The sequence below is a fragment of the Kribbella sp. CCNWLW201 genome, assembly GCF_037203805.1.
Lineage (GTDB): Bacteria > Actinomycetota > Actinomycetes > Propionibacteriales > Kribbellaceae > Kribbella.
The window spans coordinates 245,203-265,094 of sequence record NZ_JBBCBQ010000004.1 but is presented as its reverse complement, the minus strand read 5'-3'; the positions used below and the strand labels follow the sequence as shown (position 1 = coordinate 265,094).

Annotated in this window: 20 protein-coding genes; 11 read left to right on the top strand and 9 right to left on the bottom strand. The window is 67.4% G+C overall.

Features of this window, described 5'->3' with window-relative positions; genetic code table 11:
* Window positions 1–1,476 carry a bifunctional UDP-N-acetylglucosamine diphosphorylase/glucosamine-1-phosphate N-acetyltransferase GlmU gene (gene glmU, locus V9K99_RS19860; RefSeq protein WP_337001207.1) on the bottom strand — a complete coding sequence of 492 codons (1,476 nt, stop codon included), beginning with the start codon at window positions 1,474–1,476 and terminating at the stop codon, window positions 1–3.
* A gap of 721 nt (window positions 1,477–2,197) precedes the next feature.
* Between glmU and V9K99_RS19855 the strand changes: the two genes are divergently transcribed.
* Entirely contained in the window at window positions 2,198–2,695 is a 498-nt protein-coding gene (locus V9K99_RS19855) for a mycothiol transferase (RefSeq protein WP_337001205.1), read from the top strand.
* Between the two features lie 14 nt (window positions 2,696–2,709).
* Window positions 2,710–3,039, top strand: a complete 330-nt coding sequence (locus V9K99_RS19850; RefSeq protein WP_337001203.1) for a VOC family protein — start codon at window positions 2,710–2,712, stop codon at window positions 3,037–3,039.
* Window positions 3,040–3,158: 119 nt separating this feature from the next.
* Here V9K99_RS19850 and V9K99_RS19845 read toward each other — a convergent pair whose 3' ends face one another.
* Together V9K99_RS19845 and V9K99_RS19840 are read right to left on the bottom strand one after the other, a co-directional pair.
* Window positions 3,159–3,452 carry a mycothiol transferase gene (locus V9K99_RS19845; protein ID WP_337001201.1) on the bottom strand — a complete coding sequence of 98 codons (294 nt, stop codon included), beginning with the start codon at window positions 3,450–3,452 and terminating at the stop codon, window positions 3,159–3,161.
* A gap of 216 nt (window positions 3,453–3,668) precedes the next feature.
* Window positions 3,669–4,058 (bottom strand): hypothetical protein, encoded by a 390-nt coding sequence (locus tag V9K99_RS19840; protein WP_337001199.1) that lies wholly within the window; start codon window positions 4,056–4,058, stop codon window positions 3,669–3,671.
* A gap of 298 nt (window positions 4,059–4,356) precedes the next feature.
* Here V9K99_RS19840 and V9K99_RS19835 point away from each other — a divergent pair, with 298 nt between their 5' ends.
* The 6 genes from V9K99_RS19835 (at window position 4,357) to V9K99_RS19810 (ending at window position 11,374) form a co-directional block, all read left to right on the top strand.
* Complete coding sequence (locus tag V9K99_RS19835) at window positions 4,357–5,361, top strand: acyl-CoA desaturase (RefSeq protein ID WP_337001197.1); 1,005 nt, start codon at window positions 4,357–4,359, stop codon at window positions 5,359–5,361.
* A gap of 68 nt (window positions 5,362–5,429) precedes the next feature.
* Window positions 5,430–6,071, top strand: coding sequence for a TetR/AcrR family transcriptional regulator (locus V9K99_RS19830; RefSeq protein WP_337001195.1), 642 nt, complete (start codon window positions 5,430–5,432; stop codon window positions 6,069–6,071).
* Between the two features lie 105 nt (window positions 6,072–6,176).
* The gene (locus V9K99_RS19825; RefSeq protein ID WP_337001193.1) at window positions 6,177–7,361 is read left to right on the top strand and encodes a sensor histidine kinase; all 1,185 of its coding nucleotides are present in this window, start codon (window positions 6,177–6,179) and stop codon (window positions 7,359–7,361) included.
* A complete protein-coding gene (locus tag V9K99_RS19820) occupies window positions 7,358–8,029 on the top strand; it encodes a response regulator transcription factor (RefSeq protein WP_337001191.1) in 672 nt (223 codons plus the stop codon). The genes V9K99_RS19825 and V9K99_RS19820 overlap by 4 nt, the downstream gene beginning before the upstream one ends.
* Window positions 8,030–8,130: 101 nt before the next feature.
* On the top strand, window positions 8,131–8,910 hold the full coding sequence (locus V9K99_RS19815; RefSeq protein WP_337001189.1) for an ABC transporter ATP-binding protein: 780 nt from the start codon (window positions 8,131–8,133) through the stop codon (window positions 8,908–8,910).
* Window position 8,911: 1 nt separating this feature from the next.
* Window positions 8,912–11,374 (top strand): ABC transporter permease, encoded by a 2,463-nt coding sequence (locus V9K99_RS19810; protein WP_337001187.1) that lies wholly within the window; start codon window positions 8,912–8,914, stop codon window positions 11,372–11,374.
* A 1-nt stretch (window position 11,375) separates the two neighbouring features.
* Here V9K99_RS19810 and V9K99_RS19805 read toward each other — a convergent pair whose 3' ends face one another.
* Window positions 11,376–11,723 (bottom strand): VOC family protein, encoded by a 348-nt coding sequence (locus V9K99_RS19805; protein WP_337001185.1) that lies wholly within the window; start codon window positions 11,721–11,723, stop codon window positions 11,376–11,378.
* Between the two features lie 2 nt (window positions 11,724–11,725).
* The gene (locus V9K99_RS19800) at window positions 11,726–12,514 is read right to left on the bottom strand and encodes a methyltransferase domain-containing protein (RefSeq protein WP_337001183.1); all 789 of its coding nucleotides are present in this window, start codon (window positions 12,512–12,514) and stop codon (window positions 11,726–11,728) included.
* Between the two features lie 96 nt (window positions 12,515–12,610).
* Here V9K99_RS19800 and V9K99_RS19795 point away from each other — a divergent pair, with 96 nt between their 5' ends.
* On the top strand, window positions 12,611–13,108 hold the full coding sequence (locus V9K99_RS19795) for a MarR family winged helix-turn-helix transcriptional regulator (protein WP_337001181.1): 498 nt from the start codon (window positions 12,611–12,613) through the stop codon (window positions 13,106–13,108).
* Between the two features lie 464 nt (window positions 13,109–13,572).
* On the opposite strand, the gene V9K99_RS19790 is transcribed toward V9K99_RS19795, so the two are convergent.
* Window positions 13,573–15,369, bottom strand: coding sequence for an ABC-F family ATP-binding cassette domain-containing protein (locus V9K99_RS19790; protein ID WP_337001179.1), 1,797 nt, complete (start codon window positions 15,367–15,369; stop codon window positions 13,573–13,575).
* A gap of 49 nt (window positions 15,370–15,418) precedes the next feature.
* Here V9K99_RS19790 and V9K99_RS19785 point away from each other — a divergent pair, with 49 nt between their 5' ends.
* Window positions 15,419–16,261, top strand: a complete 843-nt coding sequence (locus V9K99_RS19785; RefSeq protein ID WP_337001177.1) for a fructosamine kinase family protein — start codon at window positions 15,419–15,421, stop codon at window positions 16,259–16,261.
* 13 nt (window positions 16,262–16,274) lie between these two features.
* The gene (locus V9K99_RS19780) at window positions 16,275–16,757 is read left to right on the top strand and encodes a hypothetical protein (protein WP_337001175.1); all 483 of its coding nucleotides are present in this window, start codon (window positions 16,275–16,277) and stop codon (window positions 16,755–16,757) included.
* A gap of 290 nt (window positions 16,758–17,047) precedes the next feature.
* Here the strand turns inward: V9K99_RS19780 and V9K99_RS19775 are convergent, their stop codons facing one another.
* The 3 genes from V9K99_RS19775 to V9K99_RS19765 form a co-directional block, all read right to left on the bottom strand.
* Window positions 17,048–17,482 (bottom strand): hypothetical protein, encoded by a 435-nt coding sequence (locus tag V9K99_RS19775; protein ID WP_337001173.1) that lies wholly within the window; start codon window positions 17,480–17,482, stop codon window positions 17,048–17,050.
* Between the two features lie 7 nt (window positions 17,483–17,489).
* Complete coding sequence (locus V9K99_RS19770) at window positions 17,490–17,840, bottom strand: hypothetical protein (protein ID WP_337001172.1); 351 nt, start codon at window positions 17,838–17,840, stop codon at window positions 17,490–17,492.
* 129 nt (window positions 17,841–17,969) lie between these two features.
* Window positions 17,970–19,865 carry a translation factor GTPase family protein gene (locus tag V9K99_RS19765; RefSeq protein ID WP_337001170.1) on the bottom strand — a complete coding sequence of 632 codons (1,896 nt, stop codon included), beginning with the start codon at window positions 19,863–19,865 and terminating at the stop codon, window positions 17,970–17,972.
* Between the last annotated feature and the right edge of the window lie 27 nt (window positions 19,866–19,892).

Below are 19,892 nucleotides of genomic sequence, written 5' to 3'. Positions count from 1 at the left end.
TTACGCCTTCTCGCCAGTGTCGCCCACAGCACGCTCGTCCGTCTGCTGTGCGGCCAAAGCCTCTTCCGCGGCCTTTGCGGTCTTCGTGCCGGCGCGCTTGCGAGCGACCCAGCCCTTGATGTTGCGCTGCCGGGCCCGCGCGACCGCGATCTCACCCGGGCCGACGTCCTCGGTCAGCGCCGTACCGGCGGCCAGGTACGCGCCGTCCGCGATCGTCCGCGGCGCGACCAGCACCGAGTTGCTGCCGATGAACGAGTGCTTGCCGACATGCGTCGGGTGCTTCGCGACCCCGTCGTAGTTGGCGAAGATCGTGCCGGCGCCGATGTTCGCGCCCTCGCCGATCGTCGCGTCACCGGCGTACGTGAGGTGCGGCACCTTGGCGCCGTCGCCGATGCTGGTGTTCTTGGTCTCGACGAAGGTCCCGATCTTGCCCTTGACGCCGACCGACGTACCGGGGCGCAGGTACGCGAACGGGCCGACGGACGCTCCGTCACCGATGACCGAGCTCGAGCCGTGCGCCCGGATGATCGTGGCGTTCTCGCCGATCTCCACGTCTGTCAGCGTCGTGTCCGGGCCGATCGTCGTACCGCTGCCAGCCGTGGTCGCGCCGTGCAGCTGGGTGTTCGGCAGCAGGGTGACGTCGCGGGCCAGCCGGACCGTCTGGTCGACCCAGGTCGTGTTCGGGTCGACGATCGTGACCCCGTCGCGCATCAGCTTGTCGAGCGTACGGCGATTCAGCTCGGCCCGGAGCGCGGCCAGCTGGACGCGGTCGTTCACGCCCTCGGTCTGCATCGCGTCGTCGGTGACATACGCACCGACCCGCTTGCCGTCCTGCCGGGCGATCGCCAGTACGTCGGTCAGGTACAGCTCCCCCTGCGCGTTGTCGGTGGTGATCCGGCTCAGGCCGTCGCGCAGCGTGGCCGCGTCGAACACGTAGATCCCGGCGTTGATCTCGTCGATCTGCCGCTGCTCCGGCGACGCGTCCTTGTGCTCGACGATTCCGGCGACGGTGCCGTCCTCGCCCGGGATGATCCGCCCGTACCCGGTCGGGTCAGGCACCCGCGCGGTCAGCACGGTCACCGCGTTGCCCTGCTTGTCGTGCGTACCGACCAGCTCCTGCAGGGTCTCCGCCTCGAGCAGCGGTACGTCACCCGACGTGACGATCACCGAGCCGTCGAAGTCCTTCGGTACGGCGGTCAGCCCGGCGCGGACTGCGTCACCAGTGCCCAACTGCTGCTCCTGGACGGCGGTCTTCACCTCGGGGTCGACGGCGGCCAGATGCGCCTCGACCAGCTCGCGGCCGTTGCCGACCACGACTACCAGGTGCTCCGGCGCGAGTGCACGGGCGGTGACCACGGCGTGCCCGACGAGACTGCGCCCGCCGATCTCGTGCAACACCTTCGGGGTCGCCGATTTCATCCGGGTTCCCAGACCGGCGGCCATGATGACGACCGCCGCGGGACGATGGGAAGTCACGCGGTCTTCTCCTCGAGTTCCCTGCGAGTTGGTGGAACAAGTATCAGCACAGGCACTCGCGGTATTCACCGTCCGGGGTGCCCGCGCAAGCCTACTTGCTCCCCCACCCACCTCCCCCACCCCGTCCCCACCCAACCCCGCCATCCCCGCCCACAACCGCCCTCGCATACCCCCACACCGTGACCGGTCTCACGCCCACCCCGAACGCCGCTTCCCGGAAGATCACTGCCACCGGGTGACACCAATCATCCAGAAACCCGCCGCCCGGCGATCGCCCCATCGCTCGTCAGCAGGCCCACCCACCACACAGACGAACAAGCGCCGCTCCGCTAACCATCGTCGTACTGCTCGGAAGTTCCGGAGGTAGATCGTCCGGAATGGGTTCTACGGTGGCTGTATGAGCAGCTACACGGTCAAGCCGCTCGGGCCGGAGACGTGGGCGGCGTTCGCGGGGTTGGCGGAACGGCACAACGGGTGTGGAACGGGTGCTGGTGTACGTGGTTCCATCCGCCGTGCGCCGAGCGCGGGCAGACCAGCGAGGGGAACCGCGCGATCAAGGAGCGGCTGGTGAACGAGGGGCGGGCACCCGCACCCTCTTCGAACAAGCCGGCTCACCCACACCCGCCCCAAAGGCAAAAACCACACCGTCATGCGCAAAACCGTCCAGCCGGAGTACGCCGTACCGGCGCAACAATCCACCGCGGAATGAGGAGCGATTGGAATGGAACGTGCGGCGCAGCCCGGGGACGGGGATGAGCGGGAGATCCTGCTCGGGTGGCTGCGGTTTCATCGGGACGCGCTGGCGGCCAAGTGCGATGGGTTGGATGCCGGCCAGTTGGTGATGCGGGCAGTGGCACCGTCGGCGTTGTCGCTGCTCGGGATCGTGCGGCACATGGCGGAGATGGAGCGGGTGTACGCGGCGTGGGCGCTCGGACCCGAGACGGAACTGCACTTCGTCTGGGGCCAATACACCAGCGACGGTCCGGAGTGGGACTTCGACGTAGTCGCGTCGATGATGGCCGACTCGATGGCAGCCTGGGCGCGTGAACGGCAGGCGGCGGACGACCGAATCGGTCAGCACCCCACGCTCGACGCGATCGGACCAGCCAGCGGCATGAGCGTCCGCTGGAACCTCAACAAGCTCGTCGGCGAATACGCCCGCCACAACGGCCACGCAGACCTCATCCGCGAACGAATAGACGGCCGGACCGGCGAATAACCCAAGGAGAACCCATGGCCCTCACCCTCGGAGCCGTCGTACTGAACGTCTCGGACATCCACCGCTCGGCATCGTTCTGGAGCAAGGCCCTCGGGTACGACGCCCGCCCGGAGAACCCGGCGTTCCTCGGCCCCAAGGACGGCCCGGGCACCCGCATCCACCTCGACGAAACCGACCGCACCCACCTCGACCTCTGGGTCGACCGCACCACCTCCACCCTCGAAACCGAGGTAGAACGCCTCCTCGCCCTGGGCGCCACCCGAGTCGAATGGACCTACCCACCCAACGCCGACTTCGTAGTACTAGCCGACCCCAACGGCACCCTCTTCTGCATCATCGAGTGAGCCACGGCTACTCGAATGAGCGCTCATCGAAGCTGAGGCCGCCGCGTTCGGCTGGGGTGAGCATCTGGCGGGGCACGTGTTGTGGTGGTTGGCGGAGGTCCTGCGTCTAGCCCGCGGAGTCACAGGGCCGACCGTCGTGTGCATCGTCGTGTCGCCGTGGCGTCCGCGTGCCGGCACGCCCTGTTGTACGCGTCGATGATGTCCGCACGTGACTCACCTTCGCCGACCCACAGGGAGTCCCGGTTCTGGAACCCCGGGTCGTCGAAGCTCGGGATCGGTTCCGGATACGGACGATCGAAGATCAGCCCGAAATACCGAGCCTCCGACAAGGTCAGGTGCTTCACCAGCCCGAGCAGATTGGTCCCGGTCCTGGTGAGCGGCCGTCGTACGTCGTACTCGGACAGCCCCTCCACCTTCCCACCAAACCCGCCCGCCCCCACCGCAACACATCGTGCAGACATCCCTTGGCGAACTCATCAATCACCCGAAGAGCCTCGCACCTTTGGGGGCGGACCGTTGGAGTGCTCGCGGCGGGGTAGTTCGTGCACCAGATTTCCAGTTTGAGCGCCGTTCGTTGGCTGAACCGTGCAAAAAGTTGGCAATGCGTGGGATGAACGGGAGCCCGCGGGTCAGCTCGCTTGGTCGGATGGGCGGCGGATGTGGCGGATGGCCTGGGCTAGCGCGCCACCTAGCTGAAGCCAGATCTGAGCCTTCAACCCGTACCAGCTGTAGGCCCGTCGACCGCGCTCCTCGCAGACTTCCGACACCATGACCCAGGGGAAGAGGGACGCCAGCGCAATTGCGATGCCGTACACGGCCTCGGGCAGGTCGAACGGGTCAAGGAGCGCCGCGATGAGGGCGACCGGTGTCGCCACGACGGAGATGACGTACAGATAGGCGGACAGCTTGTCGTCGTACGCCGGATCGGGAGCCTCGCGGCTTCGGCGCCTCGCGGGTGGCGACTGCGTTCCGTCGAACCACACAACGTCTCGAACCCTCACCCGTCCGCGCCGTCGCATGGCAACCATGATGGCGGGCACACCGCGGGCGATAGCACGCGGCCGGTGGCGAGCGTAGCGGTGCGTGGGAAGGACCCGCAGGTGAGCCTGCGGGTCCTCATTTGCTCCCCCGCCTGGTTTCGATCCAGGTCTTCGAGATTCAAAGTCTCGCGGGCTGCCGAGTACCCCACGGGGGATCGTGGTTGCCGGGACAGTTTGCCATGAGTGGGGCGCACAACACGCTGAGGGGTTCCTTACCTACGCCTCCGTAGGTTACGGTAGCGTAGGTAAGCAGTCTTCCAGCTGAGGGAAACACGCCATGACTCCACCCGCCGTTGCCGCACCGGAGGCGCCCACCCGCGCCCAGGCCGACGATCTCGAGGTCGACACCGGAACGCTCGGGGGTGAGCAGAAGCGCCCGTGGGAGCAGGTGGCGCTGGCGTTGTTCATCGGTATCCCATTCCTGGCCGTGCTGGCCGCCGTACCGATCGCCTGGGGCGGGTTCCTCGGCTGGCGTGACATCGTCATCGCGGTGGTGTTCTACACGATCGCCGGCCACGGCATCTCGATCGGTTTCCACCGGCTGTTCACGCACAAGTCGTTCAAGCCGAACCGGCCGATGAAGTACGCGCTCGCCATCGCCGGCTCGCTGGCGATCGAGGGCCCGGTGGTCCGCTGGGTGGCCGATCACCGCAAGCACCACAAGTTCTCCGACCGCGACGGCGACCCGCACAGCCCGTGGAAGTACGGCACCAGCCTCGGCGCGCTGACCAAGGGTTTCCTGCACGCGCACATCGGCTGGCTGTTCGACACCGAGCAGACCCCGCAGCGGCAGTATGCGCCGGACCTGCTGAAGGACAAGGACATCGTCAAGGTGTCCCGGATGTTCCCGCTGCTGGTGACGTTCTCGCTGCTCGCGCCGGCCGTCATCGGCGGTCTCTGGTCGTGGTCGATCGAGGGCGCGCTGACCGCGTTCTTCTGGGCCAGCCTGGTCCGGATCGCGCTCCTCCACCACGTCACCTGGTCGATCAACTCGATCTGCCACACGATCGGCGACCGGCCGTTCAAGAGCCGGGACAAGTCCGGCAACGTGTGGTGGCTGGCGATCCTGAGCCAGGGCGAGTCGTGGCACAACCTGCACCACTCCGACCCGACCTGCGCGCGGCACGGCGTACTCAAGGGCCAGCTCGACACGTCGGCGCGCTGCATCTGGTTCTTCGAGAAGATGGGCTGGGTCAGCGACGTGCGCTGGCCGATCCGCGAGCGCCTGGAGGCCCGCCGGGCCGACACAGGAGCCAAGACACCGCTGAAAGCGGCGGCCTGAGGCATCATCAGCTGTAAATCGCCCACCGGCAACACCCGAGTACGGCATGATGCTGACGTGATCTCGACGTGACGGAACCCAAACCGCGGCGGACCGGCCGGATCCGGATGACGAGTGCCGAACGTCGCGAACAACTCATCACCATCGCCCGTGGCCTGTTCGCCCAGAAGGGGTACGAGGCGACCTCGGTCGAGGAGATCGCGGCTCGCGCCGAGGTCTCCAAGCCGGTCGTGTACGAGCACTTCGGCGGCAAGGAAGGCCTGTACGCCGTCGTCGTGGACCGCGAGGTCCGGGCTCTGCTCGACGGCGTCACCCAGTCGCTCACGGCCGGGCGTGCGCACGAGCTGGTCGAGCAGGCGGCGCTCGCACTGCTGGACTACATCGAGAACAACTCCGACGGTTTCCGCATCCTGGTGCGCGACTCGCCGGTCGGGTCGTCGAGCGGCTCGTTCATCTCGATCCTCAGCGATGTCGCCACCCGGGTCGAGCACATCCTGGCCGAGGAGTTCAAGCGCCGCGGCCTGGACCCGAAGAACGCGCCGATGTACGCGCAGATGCTGGTCGGCATGGTCGCGCTCACCGGTCAGTGGTGGCTGGACGCCCGCAAGCCGAAGAAGCCGGACGTCGCCGCCCACCTGGTCAACCTGGCCTGGAACGGCCTCTCCGGCCTCGAGGCCAAGCCGGTCCTGTCCACGCGCCCCCACAAATAGCCCCGGTACGGCGACCCGCCGAAGCGATCACCAGACTCCGGTAGTACCGCGACATCAGCCCGTGGCATGACCTCCCGTGCCGCGCTTCGCCGTACCCTGGCCCGCATGACGGGGATCCTGACCGCGCGGCCCGTGCCTGCCCGCAGCAAGGCGTTCGACCTGCTGCTCGCCGGCGGTTTCTGCATGGTCTTCGGTCTCCTGTCGATCGCGCAGGCCGGGTTCGTGGGTGTCCTGGGCTTCGGCATGCTGGTGCCGCTGATCTGGCGCCGCACCCATCCGGAACTGGTCCTCTTCGGTGTCTCCGCGGTCGCCACGCTCCAATGGCTCGGCGGCGCCGCCCTGATGCCGGCCAATGCCGGCCTGCTGGTCGCCCTCTACACGATCTCCGTGTACGGCGCGGTCCGCTACAGCCGCATCGCCCTGGTGATCGGCGGCCTCGGCGTCCTGATGGCGGTCTCGCGCTACTGGTCGAACTCGGACTGGCGCCAGCAGGTCACCATGATGGTTGCCCTCGGCGCATTGGTCTTCGGCGTCTGGGCGTTCGGCGAACGGCGCCGGACCAGCCGCCTGTACGTCGCTCAACTCGAGGAGCGGGCCGCTCAGCTCGAGCGGGACCGCGACCGCGAGGCCAAGCTGGCCGTGTCCAACGAGCGGACCCGGATCGCCCGGGAGATCCACGACGTGGTCGCGCACGGCCTGTCGATCATGATCGTCCAGGCCGACGGCGGTCTGTACGCCGCGGACCAGTCACCCGAGCAGGCGAAGAAGGCGCTGGCCACCATCGGCGACACAGGCCGTGCGAGTCTGACTGAGATGCGCAAGATGCTCGGCCTGCTCAAGCAGGACGAACAACTCGACCTCGACCCGAACCAGCCTCGCCCCCAGCCCGGGGTATCCAGCCTGCCCGAGCTGATCGACAACGTCCGCGATGCCGGGCTCACCGTCGACTACCAGGTGACCGGCACACCGCGCGATCTGCCCGCGCTGCTCGGCCTGACGGCGTACCGGATCGTGCAGGAAGGGCTGACCAACACGCTGAAACACGCCGGGCCGGGAGCGCGGACCTCCGTCCGGCTGGACTTCGGGCGCGAGATGCTGACCGTGGTGGTCACCGACGACGGCCGGGGTGCCGGGGTCGCGCCGAGTCCGGATCCGGGTCACGGCCTGGTGGGGATGCGGCAGCGCGCCTCGATCTCCGGCGGTACGGTGAACGCCGGACCGAAGGCGGGCGGCGGTTACGAGGTGATCGCCAAGCTCCCGTACCACCTGCCGACTGGAGGACAACAGTGACTGAGACGGACGTGATCAGGGTTTTCCTGGTGGACGACCAGGAGCTGGTCAGGGCCGGCTTCACGATGCTGGTGGACTCGCAGCCGGACATGCGGGTGGTCGGTCAGGCCGGCGACGGCGGCGAGGCGATCGAGAAGATCCAGGTGACCGCGTGCGACGTCGTACTGATGGACGTCCGGATGCCGCGACTGGACGGCGTGGAGGCAACCCGCCGGCTGCAGTCGTTGCCCCAGGCACCGAGGGTGATCGTGCTCACCACCTTCGACCTGGACGAGTACGCGTTCGCCGCGATCAAGGCGGGTGCGGCCGGCTTCCTGCTCAAGAACACGCCGCCGGCCGACCTGCTGTCAGCAATCCGGCAGGTGTACTCCGGTGATGCCGTCGTCTCCCCGAGTACGACGAGGCGCCTGCTGGAGCACTTCGCCGGAGCACTGCCCGACGGCGAGGTGGAACGCCCGGACCTGGCCGAGCTGACCGCCCGGGAACGCGAGGTCCTGGTCGAGGTCGCCCGCGGCCTGTCGAACACCGAGATCGCCAGGCTCTTCACGTTGTCCGAGGCAACGGTCAAGACCCACATCGGCCGGATCCTGGCCAAGACCGGCCTCCGCGACCGGGTCGCGCTCGTCGTTCTGGGGTACGAGACCGGCCTGGTGAAACCCACCAAGTAATACCCAGGTACTACACCGACTGCAGTCTGCGGTCCGACGAGATCCCGGGGCGACATCACTAATTTCTTGACCAACGACGTTCCGTTGAGTTGAGGAGTGACATGAGTTTGCAGACCGGTGAGCTTGCGGTGGGGCGGCTGCCGCAGGACGGCGTGCCGCGGACCGCGATCCGGGCGCACGAACTGCGCAAGGTGTACGGACAGGGCGACACCGCGGTCGCCGCGCTCGACGGCGTGTCGGTCGACTTCGGAGTCGGCCGGTTCACCGCGATCATGGGCCCGTCCGGTTCGGGCAAGTCGACGCTGATGCATTGCCTCGCCGGCCTGGACACCCCGACCAGCGGTCAGGTGCTGCTCGGCGAGACCGAGCTCACCCAGCTCCCCGACGCCGGGCTGACCAGGATCCGCCGGGACCGGGTCGGTTTCGTGTTCCAGTCCTTCAACCTGCTGCCGATGCTGACGGCGAAGGACAACATCCTGCTCCCGCTCGAGCTCGGCAACCGCAAGCCTGATCAGCAGTGGCTCTCGACGCTGATCGACGTACTCGGACTGGAGGACCGGCTCACGCACCGGCCGTCGGAGCTGTCCGGCGGTCAGCAGCAGCGGGTCGCGGTGGCTCGGGCGCTCGTCGGACGGCCTGAGGTCGTGTTCGCGGACGAGCCGACCGGCAACCTGGACTCCCGATCCGGTGCGGAGGTGCTCGGCTTCCTGCGCCGCTCGGTCCGCGAGTTCGGCCAGACCGTCGTCATGGTCACCCACGACCCGCTCGCCGCGTCGTACGCCGACCGCGTCGTGATGCTTGCCGACGGCAAGCTTGCCGGTGAGCTGCTCGAGCCGACCCCGGAGACCGTGCTCGACGCCCTGCGGCAGCTGGGAGCCTGAGGTGCGACGCTCCGTCCTGTCCTCACTGCGCGCCCACCTGGGCCGCCTGATCGCCGCTTGTCTGGCGATCGTGCTCGGGGTCGGTTTCGGCACCCTGGCACTGACCGCGCACGCCTCCGCGTCGAACGGCATCGACGAGACGATCGGCGCGCAGTACCGCGGCGTCGACACCGTGGTCTACCCGGAGAGGGAGGAGATCACCCCGGCCGCCCTCGCCAAGCTCCAGAAACTCCCGCAGGCCGACTCGGTCGCCACCCTCACCACCGCCTACCTGACGATCGCGTTCCCCGACCTGGTCCGGCCGGCCGGGCTCGGCATCGACGCGCTCTACGACACCACCCGGATCGCCGGCCCCGGTACGTCGTCCGGCCGGTTGCCAACCGCAACGAACGAGATCGCGCTGCCGGCCAAGCTCGCGGCCGAGCACAAGGTCTCCGTTGGCCAGACCCTGCGGCTGAACGCGTACACCGGCAAGTCGTGGAACGTCACCGTGGTCGGCCTGCTCGACGACGCGAAGAGCGTCGGACCGGCGTCGGCCGTCGCGACCCCGGCCGCGCTGAAGATCTTCGAACCGGGTGCCTTCATCCGTGCAGTCGCGATCGCTGCCAAGCCCGGCGTCGATCAGCAAGCGCTCGCCGCCGCGGCCCAGGGCGTCGTCCCCGGTGGTCTGAAGGTCTTCACCGGCGAGGAGTGGATCCAGCACGAGGTGGAGGACTACACGAACGGCATCGACGTACTCGGTGGTGTGTTCGGCATGTTCGCCGTCATCGCGCTGTTCGTCGCGTGCCTGGTGATCGGCAACACCTTCACCATCGTGATCGCCCAGCGCACCCGCGAGATGGCGTTGCTGCGCTGTGTCGGGGCGTCCCGCAAACAGGTGTTCTCGTCCGTCCTCGCGGAAGCGTCCGTGGTCGGGGTGATCGCCTCGGCGATCGGGGTGGTCTTCGGTGTCGCGTTGTCCGCGCTGGTGCTCGCATTGGCCCGCGAGTTCGACTGGGGCCTCCCGCGGGTGTCGCTGCACCTGGATCTGTTGTCGCTGTTCCTGCCGTTGGTCCTGGGCACCGTGGCCACCATTGCGGCGGCCGTCGTACCGGCTCGTCGGGCGACCAAGGTGGCTCCGCTGGCCGCGCTGCGGCCCGAGGCTGCTCCGGCGGCTGCGTCGAAGGCCGGTGTGGTGCGACTGATCCTCGGGTTCCTGCTGCTGGCCGGTGGCGGGTTGCTCCTGGCCGCTGGTGCGTCGTCGCATCAGGTGCTCATCGGAGTCGCCGGCGGGGTTCTCTCGTTCCTCGGCGTATTGGCGGTCGGTTCGCTGCTGGTGCCCGCGTTGATCAGGCTGCTCGGTGCGTTGCCGGCGCGAGGTGGCGGCGTACCGGCCCGGATCGCCGTCGCGAACGCGGTTCGGAATCCGAAGCGTACGGCGGCCACCACTTCGGCACTGTTGATCGGTGTGACGCTGATCAGCCTCACGTGTGTCGGGATCGCATCGGTGCGGAAGACGTTCGACGTGTCGATGGACGGGCAGTACCCGGTCGACATCAAGGTCGGCGCCTACAACGAGAAGATGCCTGCCGGTGCCGAGCAGCAGCTGCGCGACATCAAGGGCATCACCCAGGTTGTTCCGGTCAGCCAGGTGAACGTGAAGACGGGTGGCCAGACGCTACCCGTGACCGGGATCGACCCGTCCTTGGCCGGGTCCGTCATCCACAACCCGTCGCTGGCCGCGCAGCTCGAGCCGGGCAGCGCGTTGCTGGACTCGCCGACGATGAACATGCTCGGTCTCGAGGACGGCAACCCGGTGACGGTCGTGGCCGGGGCGAAGAAGCTGACGCTGACGGCTCACCGGGCGATGGGCCTGGATCCGATCACGGTCACCTCGGCGGACCTACGCAAGCTGTCCGCGACCACTCCGACCACCGGATTCTGGCTCGCGTCGGATCCGAAGGCGGACGGCTCGGCCGTGATCGACGCGGTGGAGCAGTCCATCCCGACGGTCAAGGAACTCTCGGTCGACGGTGGTCTGGCCGAGCGGAGCAGCTACACCAAGATCTTCGATGTCCTGCTGATCGTCGGTGTCGGACTGCTCGGCGTATCGGTCCTGATCGCCCTCGTCGGGGTCGGCAACACACTCAGTCTGTCGGTGCTCGAACGGACCCGGGAGAACGCGTTGCTGCGGGCAATGGGCCTGACCCGACGTCAGTTGCGCAGCATGCTCGCGGTCGAATCGTTGCTGATGGCACTTGTTGCCGCCGGCCTCGGGATCGCGCTCGGGCTGGTCTACGGCTGGACCGGCACCAGCGCGTTGATGGGCGGCCAGACGGTCGACGGCGGCGTGGAGTACGCCGTACCGGTGAGCCTGCTGCTGATGATCGCCGCGGTCGCCGCCGTGGCCGGTCTGCTGGCCTCGGTGCTCCCGGCTCGACGGGCCGCCAAGGTGGCACCCGCCGGAGCCTTGGCGACCGAGTAGGTCAGACGAGCTCGACCCTGTTCCCGTGGCCGTCGGCGGTGTGGAATCGCCGGCGGCCCGGGATCGTCTCGTTGTCCCAGGTCACCGGATAGCCCAGTTTCTCGAGCTTCTCGGCCAGCGCGTCCAGGTCGTCGACGGCCAGCGCCGGATGCGCCTTCCGCGCGGGCTGGAAGTCCTGCTCGACCCCGACGTGGACCTCCGCCGTACCCTCGCGGAACCAGCACCCGCCGCGAGCCTGCAGCAGAGGCGGTTTCTCCACCTCGGTCATCCCGAGCGCATCGCGGTAGAACGCGCGCGCGATGTCCTCACCACCAGGCGGACACGACACCTGCACGTGGTCGAGCCGCACCCTCAGGCCTCCTTCTTCTGCGCGACGGCGAAGATCCGGCGGAACGGCAGCAGCGTCCCGTAGTCCTTCTGCTCGTAGACCTCAGCCAACCGAGCGCCGTACTCGTCCTCGAACCGCTGCCGCAGATCGTCCGGCAAGGACTGCAACACCGGCCGCGCGCCCGTGCCCTTCACCCACTCCAGTACGGCGTTGTCACCCTGCAGGAGGTGGAAGTACGTCGTCTCCCACGCATCGACGACACAACCTTCCGCACTGAGCGCATCGACGTACGTATCCGGGCCGGGCACCTCGGCACGCAGCGATGCGTTCTTCGCGTACTGCGCATAGGGCTCGGTCGCAGCCAGATCACGCAGGATCGAGTGCGACGGCGCGTTGCCGTTGCCGGGGATCTGGATCGCCAGCCACCCGCCCGGCCGCAGTGCCCGAACGAATCCGGGCAGCAGTTCGAGCTGCTCCGGGATCCATTGCAGAACTGCGTTCGTAACGATCACGTCCAGCGACCCCGGCTCGGCGGTCCACTCCAGCAGGTCGCCGATCTCGAAGGTCAACCGGTCGTCGGCGTACTGCTGAGCTGCCTCGATCATCTGCGGTGAGCTGTCGATGCCGCGGATCGTGGCCTCCGGCCAGAGCTCCCGCAGCGTCACGGTCAGGTTGCCCGGACCGCAGCCGAGGTCGACCACAGTGCGTACGTCGTCCGCCCGCACCTGGCGGACCAGATCCGCGAACGGGCGGCCACGCTCCTCGGCGTAGGTGCCGTACTGCTTCGGGCTCCAGACCGGTGACCTTCGCATGCTGCGCCTCCTCCGAGGATTTATCTTGATGTCGAGATACTCTAGGCACGCGAGTTGTCTTGATGTCAAGAGTCTTGATGACGTAATCTCGACGGCATGGAAGACGAGGTCGACCGGCTGCTCGAGGCCTGGCGCAGAGAACGCCCCGACCTCGACGTGGCGCCGATGGAGGTGCTGTCCCGGGTCAGCCGGCTGGCGCGGCACCTGGACCGCGCCCGCAGCCAGGCGTTCGAGGCCCACGGCCTGGAGTCGTGGGAGTTCGACGTACTCGCGGCCCTTCGCCGGGCCGGAGCGCCGTACCAGCTCTCCCCCGGCAAGCTGCTGAAGGAAACCCTGGTCACCTCCGGCACGATGACGAACCGGGTCGACCGCCTCGCCGCTCGCGGCCTGGTCGAGCGCCTCCCGGACCCGGCCGACCGCCGCGGCGTGCTGGTCCAGCTCACCGACGCGGGGCGCGACGCGGTCGACGCCGCGATGGCCGACCTGCTGGCGCACGAGCGCACCCTGCTCGGCTCGATCAGCGATCGCGACCAGGCGAAGATCGCGCGCGTGTTGCGCGAACTGGTCCGGCCCTTCGACCTCGAAAAACACTGACATTTTCCAGGCCCCGGACAAACCCCGGGAATTGTGCCGGAATTATCCGAAAAGACGACCCGTCACTTCGACCCGGTTCCGATCGTTGCTAGTTGCAACGAGATCGTGAGACTGCTGTAGCGGTCGACTATCGACACTGAGTGAGCGGGCACACTAGGGTCCTCACTGTCGGTGCTTGGCCGACCACGAAACGTCAAGAATACGGTGACTTCGGCGGCAAGAGGTGGTCCGCCGAAAGTGGCCGCGCGGTGTCCGGGGCTCGGGGCCCGAACAACGCCGGCCGGCACGGGGCCCGCTCACCCGGTAGTCGCGGCGCGCCCTCCGAATCACAGGGGATCGGAGGGGGCGCCGCGACTCAGTTCTGTTTCCACACGTTTTCCACAGGCGCCGATGCAATATTACCGACGGGTTTTGATCGTGCGGCTGTTCACAACCGCGGGATCAATTCAGCGCGGATTTCGCCGTCATTCGGCGCGTTCGGCCGCGTCGAACCAGGCGGTTTCCAGTTCGGACCGTTCCTCGGCCAGCTTGCGCAGCTCGGTGTCGAGCTCTGCCAGCCGCTCGTAGTTGCTCGCGTTGGCGGCCAGCTGGTCGTGCAACTTGGCCTCGGTCTCGGTGAGCTTGGCGAGCTGGCGCTCGATCCGGTTCAGCTCCTTCTTCGCCGCCCGGGCCGCTGCCGCGTCAACCACCGGCACTTCGGGCTCTTCCACCGTACCTTCGTCGGGAGTGCTGACCGTTGGACGGCGGGGTGCCTCACCGCTGAGCTCGTCGATGTACTGGTCGACGCCGCGCGGCAGGTGGCGGACCCGGCCGTCGCCCATGATCGCGTAGACCATGTCGCTGACGCGCTCGAGGAAGTACCGGTCGTGGGTGACGGTGACGACGACGCCCGGCCAGCTGTCGAGGAAGTCCTCGAGCACAGTCAGCGTCTCGACGTCCAGGTCGTTGGTCGGCTCGTCGAGGATCAGCACGTTCGGCTCGTCGAGCAGGATGCGCAGCAACTGCAGCCGCCGGCGTTCACCACCGGACAGGTCGGAGATCCGCGTCGTCAGCTTGTCGCCGGTGAAGCCGAACCGTTCCAGCAGCTGCGACGACGTCAGCTCACCGCCTCGGCCGGCGAGTGCCGCTGTACGACGGATGTCGGTGATGTGCTGCAGCACTGTCGCCGTACCGTCGATCTCCTCGAGGGTCTGCGACAGGTTGGCCACGCGGACGGTCTTGCCCTGCTTGACCAGGCCGCGGTCCGGCGGGAGCTGACCGGTGAGGACTCGGAGGAACGTCGTCTTGCCGGCACCGTTCGGACCGAGCAGGCCGATCCGATCGGCCGGGCCGAGCCGGAACGTGACGTGGTCGAGCATCACCCGGTCACCGAAGCTGAGGCTCACGTCCTCGGCGTCGAACACGTCCTTGCCGAGCCGGGCGGTCGCCAACTGGGACAGCGCGAGCTTGTCGCGAGGCGGCGGTTCGTTCTCGATCAGGGCGTTCGCGGCGTCGATGCGGAACTTCGGCTTGCTGGTGCGGGCCGGCGCACCGCGGCGCAGCCAGGCGAGCTCTTTCTTCAACAGGTTCTGCCGCTTGGCCTCGCTGACCTGGGCGCTCCGGGCGCGTTCCGCCTTGGCCAGTACGTAGGCGGCGTACCCACCGTCGTACGACGTGACGCTGCCGCCCTGCACCTCCCACGTGTCGGTGCACACCGCGTCGAGGAACCACCGGTCGTGGGTGACGACGAGCAGTGCGCTGGCCCGGTCGACCACATGGTCGGCCAGCCAGTTGACCGCCTCGATGTCCAGGTGGTTCGTCGGCTCGTCGAGGATGAGCAGGTCCACCTCGGTGAGCAGGAGCCTGGCTAGTGAGGCCCGGCGGCGTTCACCACCACTCAGGGTGCGGACCAGGGCTTGGTGGTCCACGCCGCCGAGCAGGTGCTCCATCACCGAACGCGCGCGTGGATCGGCCGCCCAGGTGTAGGTCTCGACATCGCCGAGCACCGCGTGCAGAACGGTGTGCTCGGGGTCGAGATCGTCGGTCTGCCCCAGGAACCCGATCCGGACGTCGCGGTTGTGGGTGATCCGGCCGTTGTCCGGCTCCTCGCGGCGCGCGAGGAGCCGCAGCAACGTCGACTTGCCGTCGCCATTGCGCCCGACCACGCCGACGCGTTCACCCCGGCCGATGCCGAGGCTCACCGAGTCAAGCAGGGTACGGGTCCCGAAGCCTTTGGAAACGGCTTCCAGATTGACCAGATTAGGTGCAGGAGAACCAGCCATATCGCGGACCAGGGTATCCGACGACCGTCCGCGTGCCAGGATCGTCCATGTGCTGACTACTCCATGGCTCGACGGACTCGAGTTGGGTGACGTCGAATCCGCTTCGCCGCTGGAAGGCGGTGTCGCCAACAAGACCTTCCGCGTGCGTACGACACTGGGCCGGTCGGTGATCGTGAAGACCCACGACGACCCGCCGCCCGGGCTGTATGCGTTGGAGGCGGACGGCCTCAACGCTCTGCAGGTGCCGGGCGGGTTCGTCGTACCTTCGGTGCTGCGGGTGACAGAGAGCTTCCTCGTCCTCACCGACCTCGGCTCGGACAAGCTTGCCGACCAGTCCGCGGAGTTCTGGCGCGACGCCGGGCGCCGGCTCGCCGTTCAGCACCAACAAATGTCGGACAAGTTCGGCTATCACCAGGACAACTACCTGGGCCTGGTGCAGCAACGAAACCCCTGGACGGACGACGGTCACACATTCTTCGGCGAACACCGCCTCCTCCGCTTCCTGGAAGTCCCGCGCTGCTACGACGCCGTCCCCGCCGAGGACCGCCGCCGGCTGGAGCGCGTCGCCGCCCGCCTCCCCGACCTGATCCCTTCGCAAGGCCCGGCGCTGGTCCACGGCGATCTCTGGCACGGCAATCTCCTGCCGGGACCGGCTCTGATCGACCCGGCGGTCTACTACGGCTGGCCCGAGGCCGAGCTCTCCATGCTCATCGGCTGCGGCAACATCCCCGACGACTTCTTCAGCGCCTACGAGGAACTCCACCCACTGGCTCCGGGCTGGCGAGACCGCATGCCCCTCCTCCACCTCCGCGAACACCTCGCCGTCCTCGCCCACTTCGGACCCGACGAGAGCGCCCTGACCAAGATCCACGACACCCTCAGCCGCTACTGACAGGGGTTCACCGATGCGAGCCGCACACCACGAGTGCCGAACCTTCGACGACATCCGCACCTGCCTCGAAGCAATCGGCCCACGTACGGCGATCGTCGACGTCGAACCCCTGATCGCCTACTGGGACACCGGCACCGAGGACCTGGACCAGGGCATCGCGCAATTCCTCCAGGACGTCGAGTCCCTGCCGTCGCTGGAGATCATCGCCTTCGCCACCAACTCCTTCCGGCAACCCTCGACGTCGCCCGACAGACCAGGCGTCACCTACCACGCCCGAGCCCTGAAACCCTTCTCCACAAAGCCATTCCGCCACCTCCCCACCCCCGGCGTGGTGATCGGCGACCAAACGGCCACCGACGGCGTCCTGGCCTACCGCCTCAACTACACCTTCCTCCGCTACAAAGTCCCAACCACCACCATGAAACCCGGCCCCAAACTCATGGCCGCCCTAGGCACTCTCATCAGCCCTTTCGTCCTAACCCGCCCGGGCAGCTGACATGAACCCGTCGGCGCAGCTCATCCCTCCGAGGCACGTGCCGGGATCCGTGCCACGGTCACCACACCCGCGAACGTTTGCACGAGCAGGATCTGCGCGCGAGGCGAATAGATCCAGAACGCGGGAAACGCCCGAGGCTGTCACGTTCGTGGCTGCGGTGCTCGTCCAGCTCCAGCAACTCCACGCCGGCTCGACCACTCCAACGCACCCGCCGCTCATCCGTCTCGGCCGCTCGAACCACCCGAACCATTGCCCGCGGCAGCAGGTCCGGCCTCGTCCCGTAGATGCGCTCAAACATGGTCCAACCATCTCGCGGACAGGTCCCCGCAGACCACAGTCAGGTTTCCGCCGACGAACGAGATCTCGTGACTGCACCCGTCCTCGTGCGGAAGGATCTCATCCAGCTGCAGATCTCGGAGGTCGGCGCCTTCGAGCCCGACCGATGACACGTTCAGGTATTCGACAACCAGGCCGGCCTCATGCTTGAACGGGTTCGGTTCCAGAACCATCGTCAGAGACAACCCGTCGCGGTCGGTCAGAGTCATCGACCCGACCTTGAGATCCTTGACGCATCGAGGGCTGGAGAAGGCGTAATGCTCCGGATCACCCACGAACGCCGCAGCGCCAACCGGCAACCTCGCCGAGAGGTCCGGGAGCTGAGCAATGTAAGCGGACGGATCGAGGAAGAACCCACCATCGATCGCCTCGATCCTCACGTACTTCACTCGACCCTCACAAATCCTTCCATGCTTCGAGAACGGCGCGCTCGACCGGTGCGGCGGCCCCGCAGAGTCGGTCGAGCTCGGCAAAGAATTCCAGGCCGGCCAGGGCGACCGCTGGAAACAGTTCGTCGGCGGGGACGACAACCTTTCGGGTGATGGATTCGCCGGTGACCGAGAGCAGCACCTCACCCCGGCGGCCCACGGTCTTCGCGCGGAACAGGATCGGCTGGTCAGGAAAGTAGCGTTCCCCCGTGCCAGTACGACGGCAGTCGTCGAGAGCCTGTACGACGTACGGCCAAAGCCAGTTGACGTCGTCCCAGAGATCGAGCGACAACACCTCGACACCGTCCACGATCAGCACGATCCCACCCGGAACATGCGAGCAGTCCCCGGCAAACCGCCGTACCTCACGGATCGGCACAAACTCACCGCCCCCGACCCGCACAAAACTCTCGATCGAGATGCTTTGTTTCATCACCACACACTCATATCAGGATTGGTTGAGGTGGAGGAGGTATTGCTTTTGGTCTAGGGGGTTGCCGTCGGTGCGGGGGCGGGTGGGGGTGGGGGACGGGGCTGGGGTGTAGGTGGTGGTTGTGGTGGTGAGGATGCCTTCGCCGTGGGTTTGGCTGGGGAGGTGGGTTTCGAAGGGGTGGGTGGTGGCTGCGGGGATGGTGCCCTCCAGGTGCGCGACGTCTTGGTGGAGGGCGGTGTGTTCCACCGAGGCTCGGGATTCGGCCAGCAGGGCCAGGACCCTGGAGAGCGAGTCGGGTGGGACGTCCAGGTCGAAGTGGTTAACGGGTTCGTGGACTGTGGTGCCAGCCGCGGCGATGGCCTGCAGTAGGACCAGCGGAACGAGGCGGCGGAAGTCGGCGGCGACGGTGACCGGGGCGCTGTAGCCCGTGTGGGTGACGGCGACCTGAATGTCCGGGATCTCCCAGCCGTAGAGGCCCTGCTGCAACGTCAGGTGGACGGTTTCCTCGATGGCGGTGTGGAACGCTCGCGGAAGGGCGCCCACTTCGGACTCGACTTGATAGTCAACACCTAAGCCAGGCTCGACACGGAAGCCGACCGTCGCGGCCCAGAGGTTGTCGGGGGCACCTATCTCCCGGTACGCCGTACCGACGCCGTTCAACCGCTCGATATGGATCGGCCTCGTCTCACTGAAGGCGACATCCAGCCCGTACTCGCTCTCCAGCAACGACGCGATGACTTCTTTCTGCACCTCGCCGTACAGACACACTGTGATGTCGTCGGCCTTGCGGACCCGGATCAGCGGGTCCTGCTCGGCGAGTTGCGTCAACGCCTGGAAGAGCTTCACCCGGTCGCGCGCGCTGACGACCGTCTCCAGTGTCGGCAGCGCGAACAACCGTCCGACGCCGTCCACCCGAACGCCGAGATGGTCTCCGATCCGGACGTCCTTCAACCCCCGCAGCGCGACGATCTGGCCGGCTTCGGCATGGTCGACGGTACGGCGGGATCCGCGTTCGAAGAGTTCGACACCACTCGGACGAGCCTGGTACGACGGACCTGACGCAGGGTGCACGTCGACGTACGAACGTGCCGCGAGTGATCCCGCGAACACCCGCGCGGACGCGATCTTGTGACCGGCCGCACCACGCTCCACCTTGAAAACCCTTGCCTGCAAGGCTTCGGCAGCGGACCCCGTTGCGCGTGGCAACCAGGTGCGGATGCCCGTGATCAGCTCCGGCACACCGACACCGGTCATCGCGGACCCGAAGTACACCGGATACACCTGCGCCCCATCGACCTGCCGGCGCAGCTCGGCCTCAACCTCGGAAGACCCCAGCGAGTCATCCAGGTAGCGCGCCAGGAAGTCGTCGTTGCGTTCGGCAAGCAGTTCGCACAAGGCCTTGTTCTGCAGGTCGAACGGCTCGAAACGTGCCGCCCGAGTACCGAGGTCCGCCACCGAACCCATCGGCGCGCAGGCCGGGGTCAGCAAGCGTCCGACATCAGCCAGCAGGTCGTCGTACCGGGCACCGAGGCGGTCGATCTTGTTCACGAACAGCAGAGTCGGGATGCGGAGGCGCTGGAGGGTGCGCATCAGCAGGCGGGTCTGGACCTGGACGCCCTCCACGGCGGAGATCACCAGGACGGCGCCGTCCAGCACGGACAGCGCGCGCTCGACCTCGGCGATGAAGTCCGAGTGTCCGGGGGTGTCGATCAGGTTGACGGTCAGGTCGCCCAGCTCGAACGAGACCACCGCCGAGCGGATGGTGATTCCCCGCCGCCGCTCGAGGTCCATCGAGTCGGTCTGGGTGTTCCCGTCGTCGACCCGGCCGACCCGGTCGATCACACCGGCGGCGTGCAGCAGCCGCTCGGTCAGGCTGGTCTTACCGGCGTCGACATGCGCCACAATGCCCATCGTCAATGAGTTCAAGGGTCCTCGCGA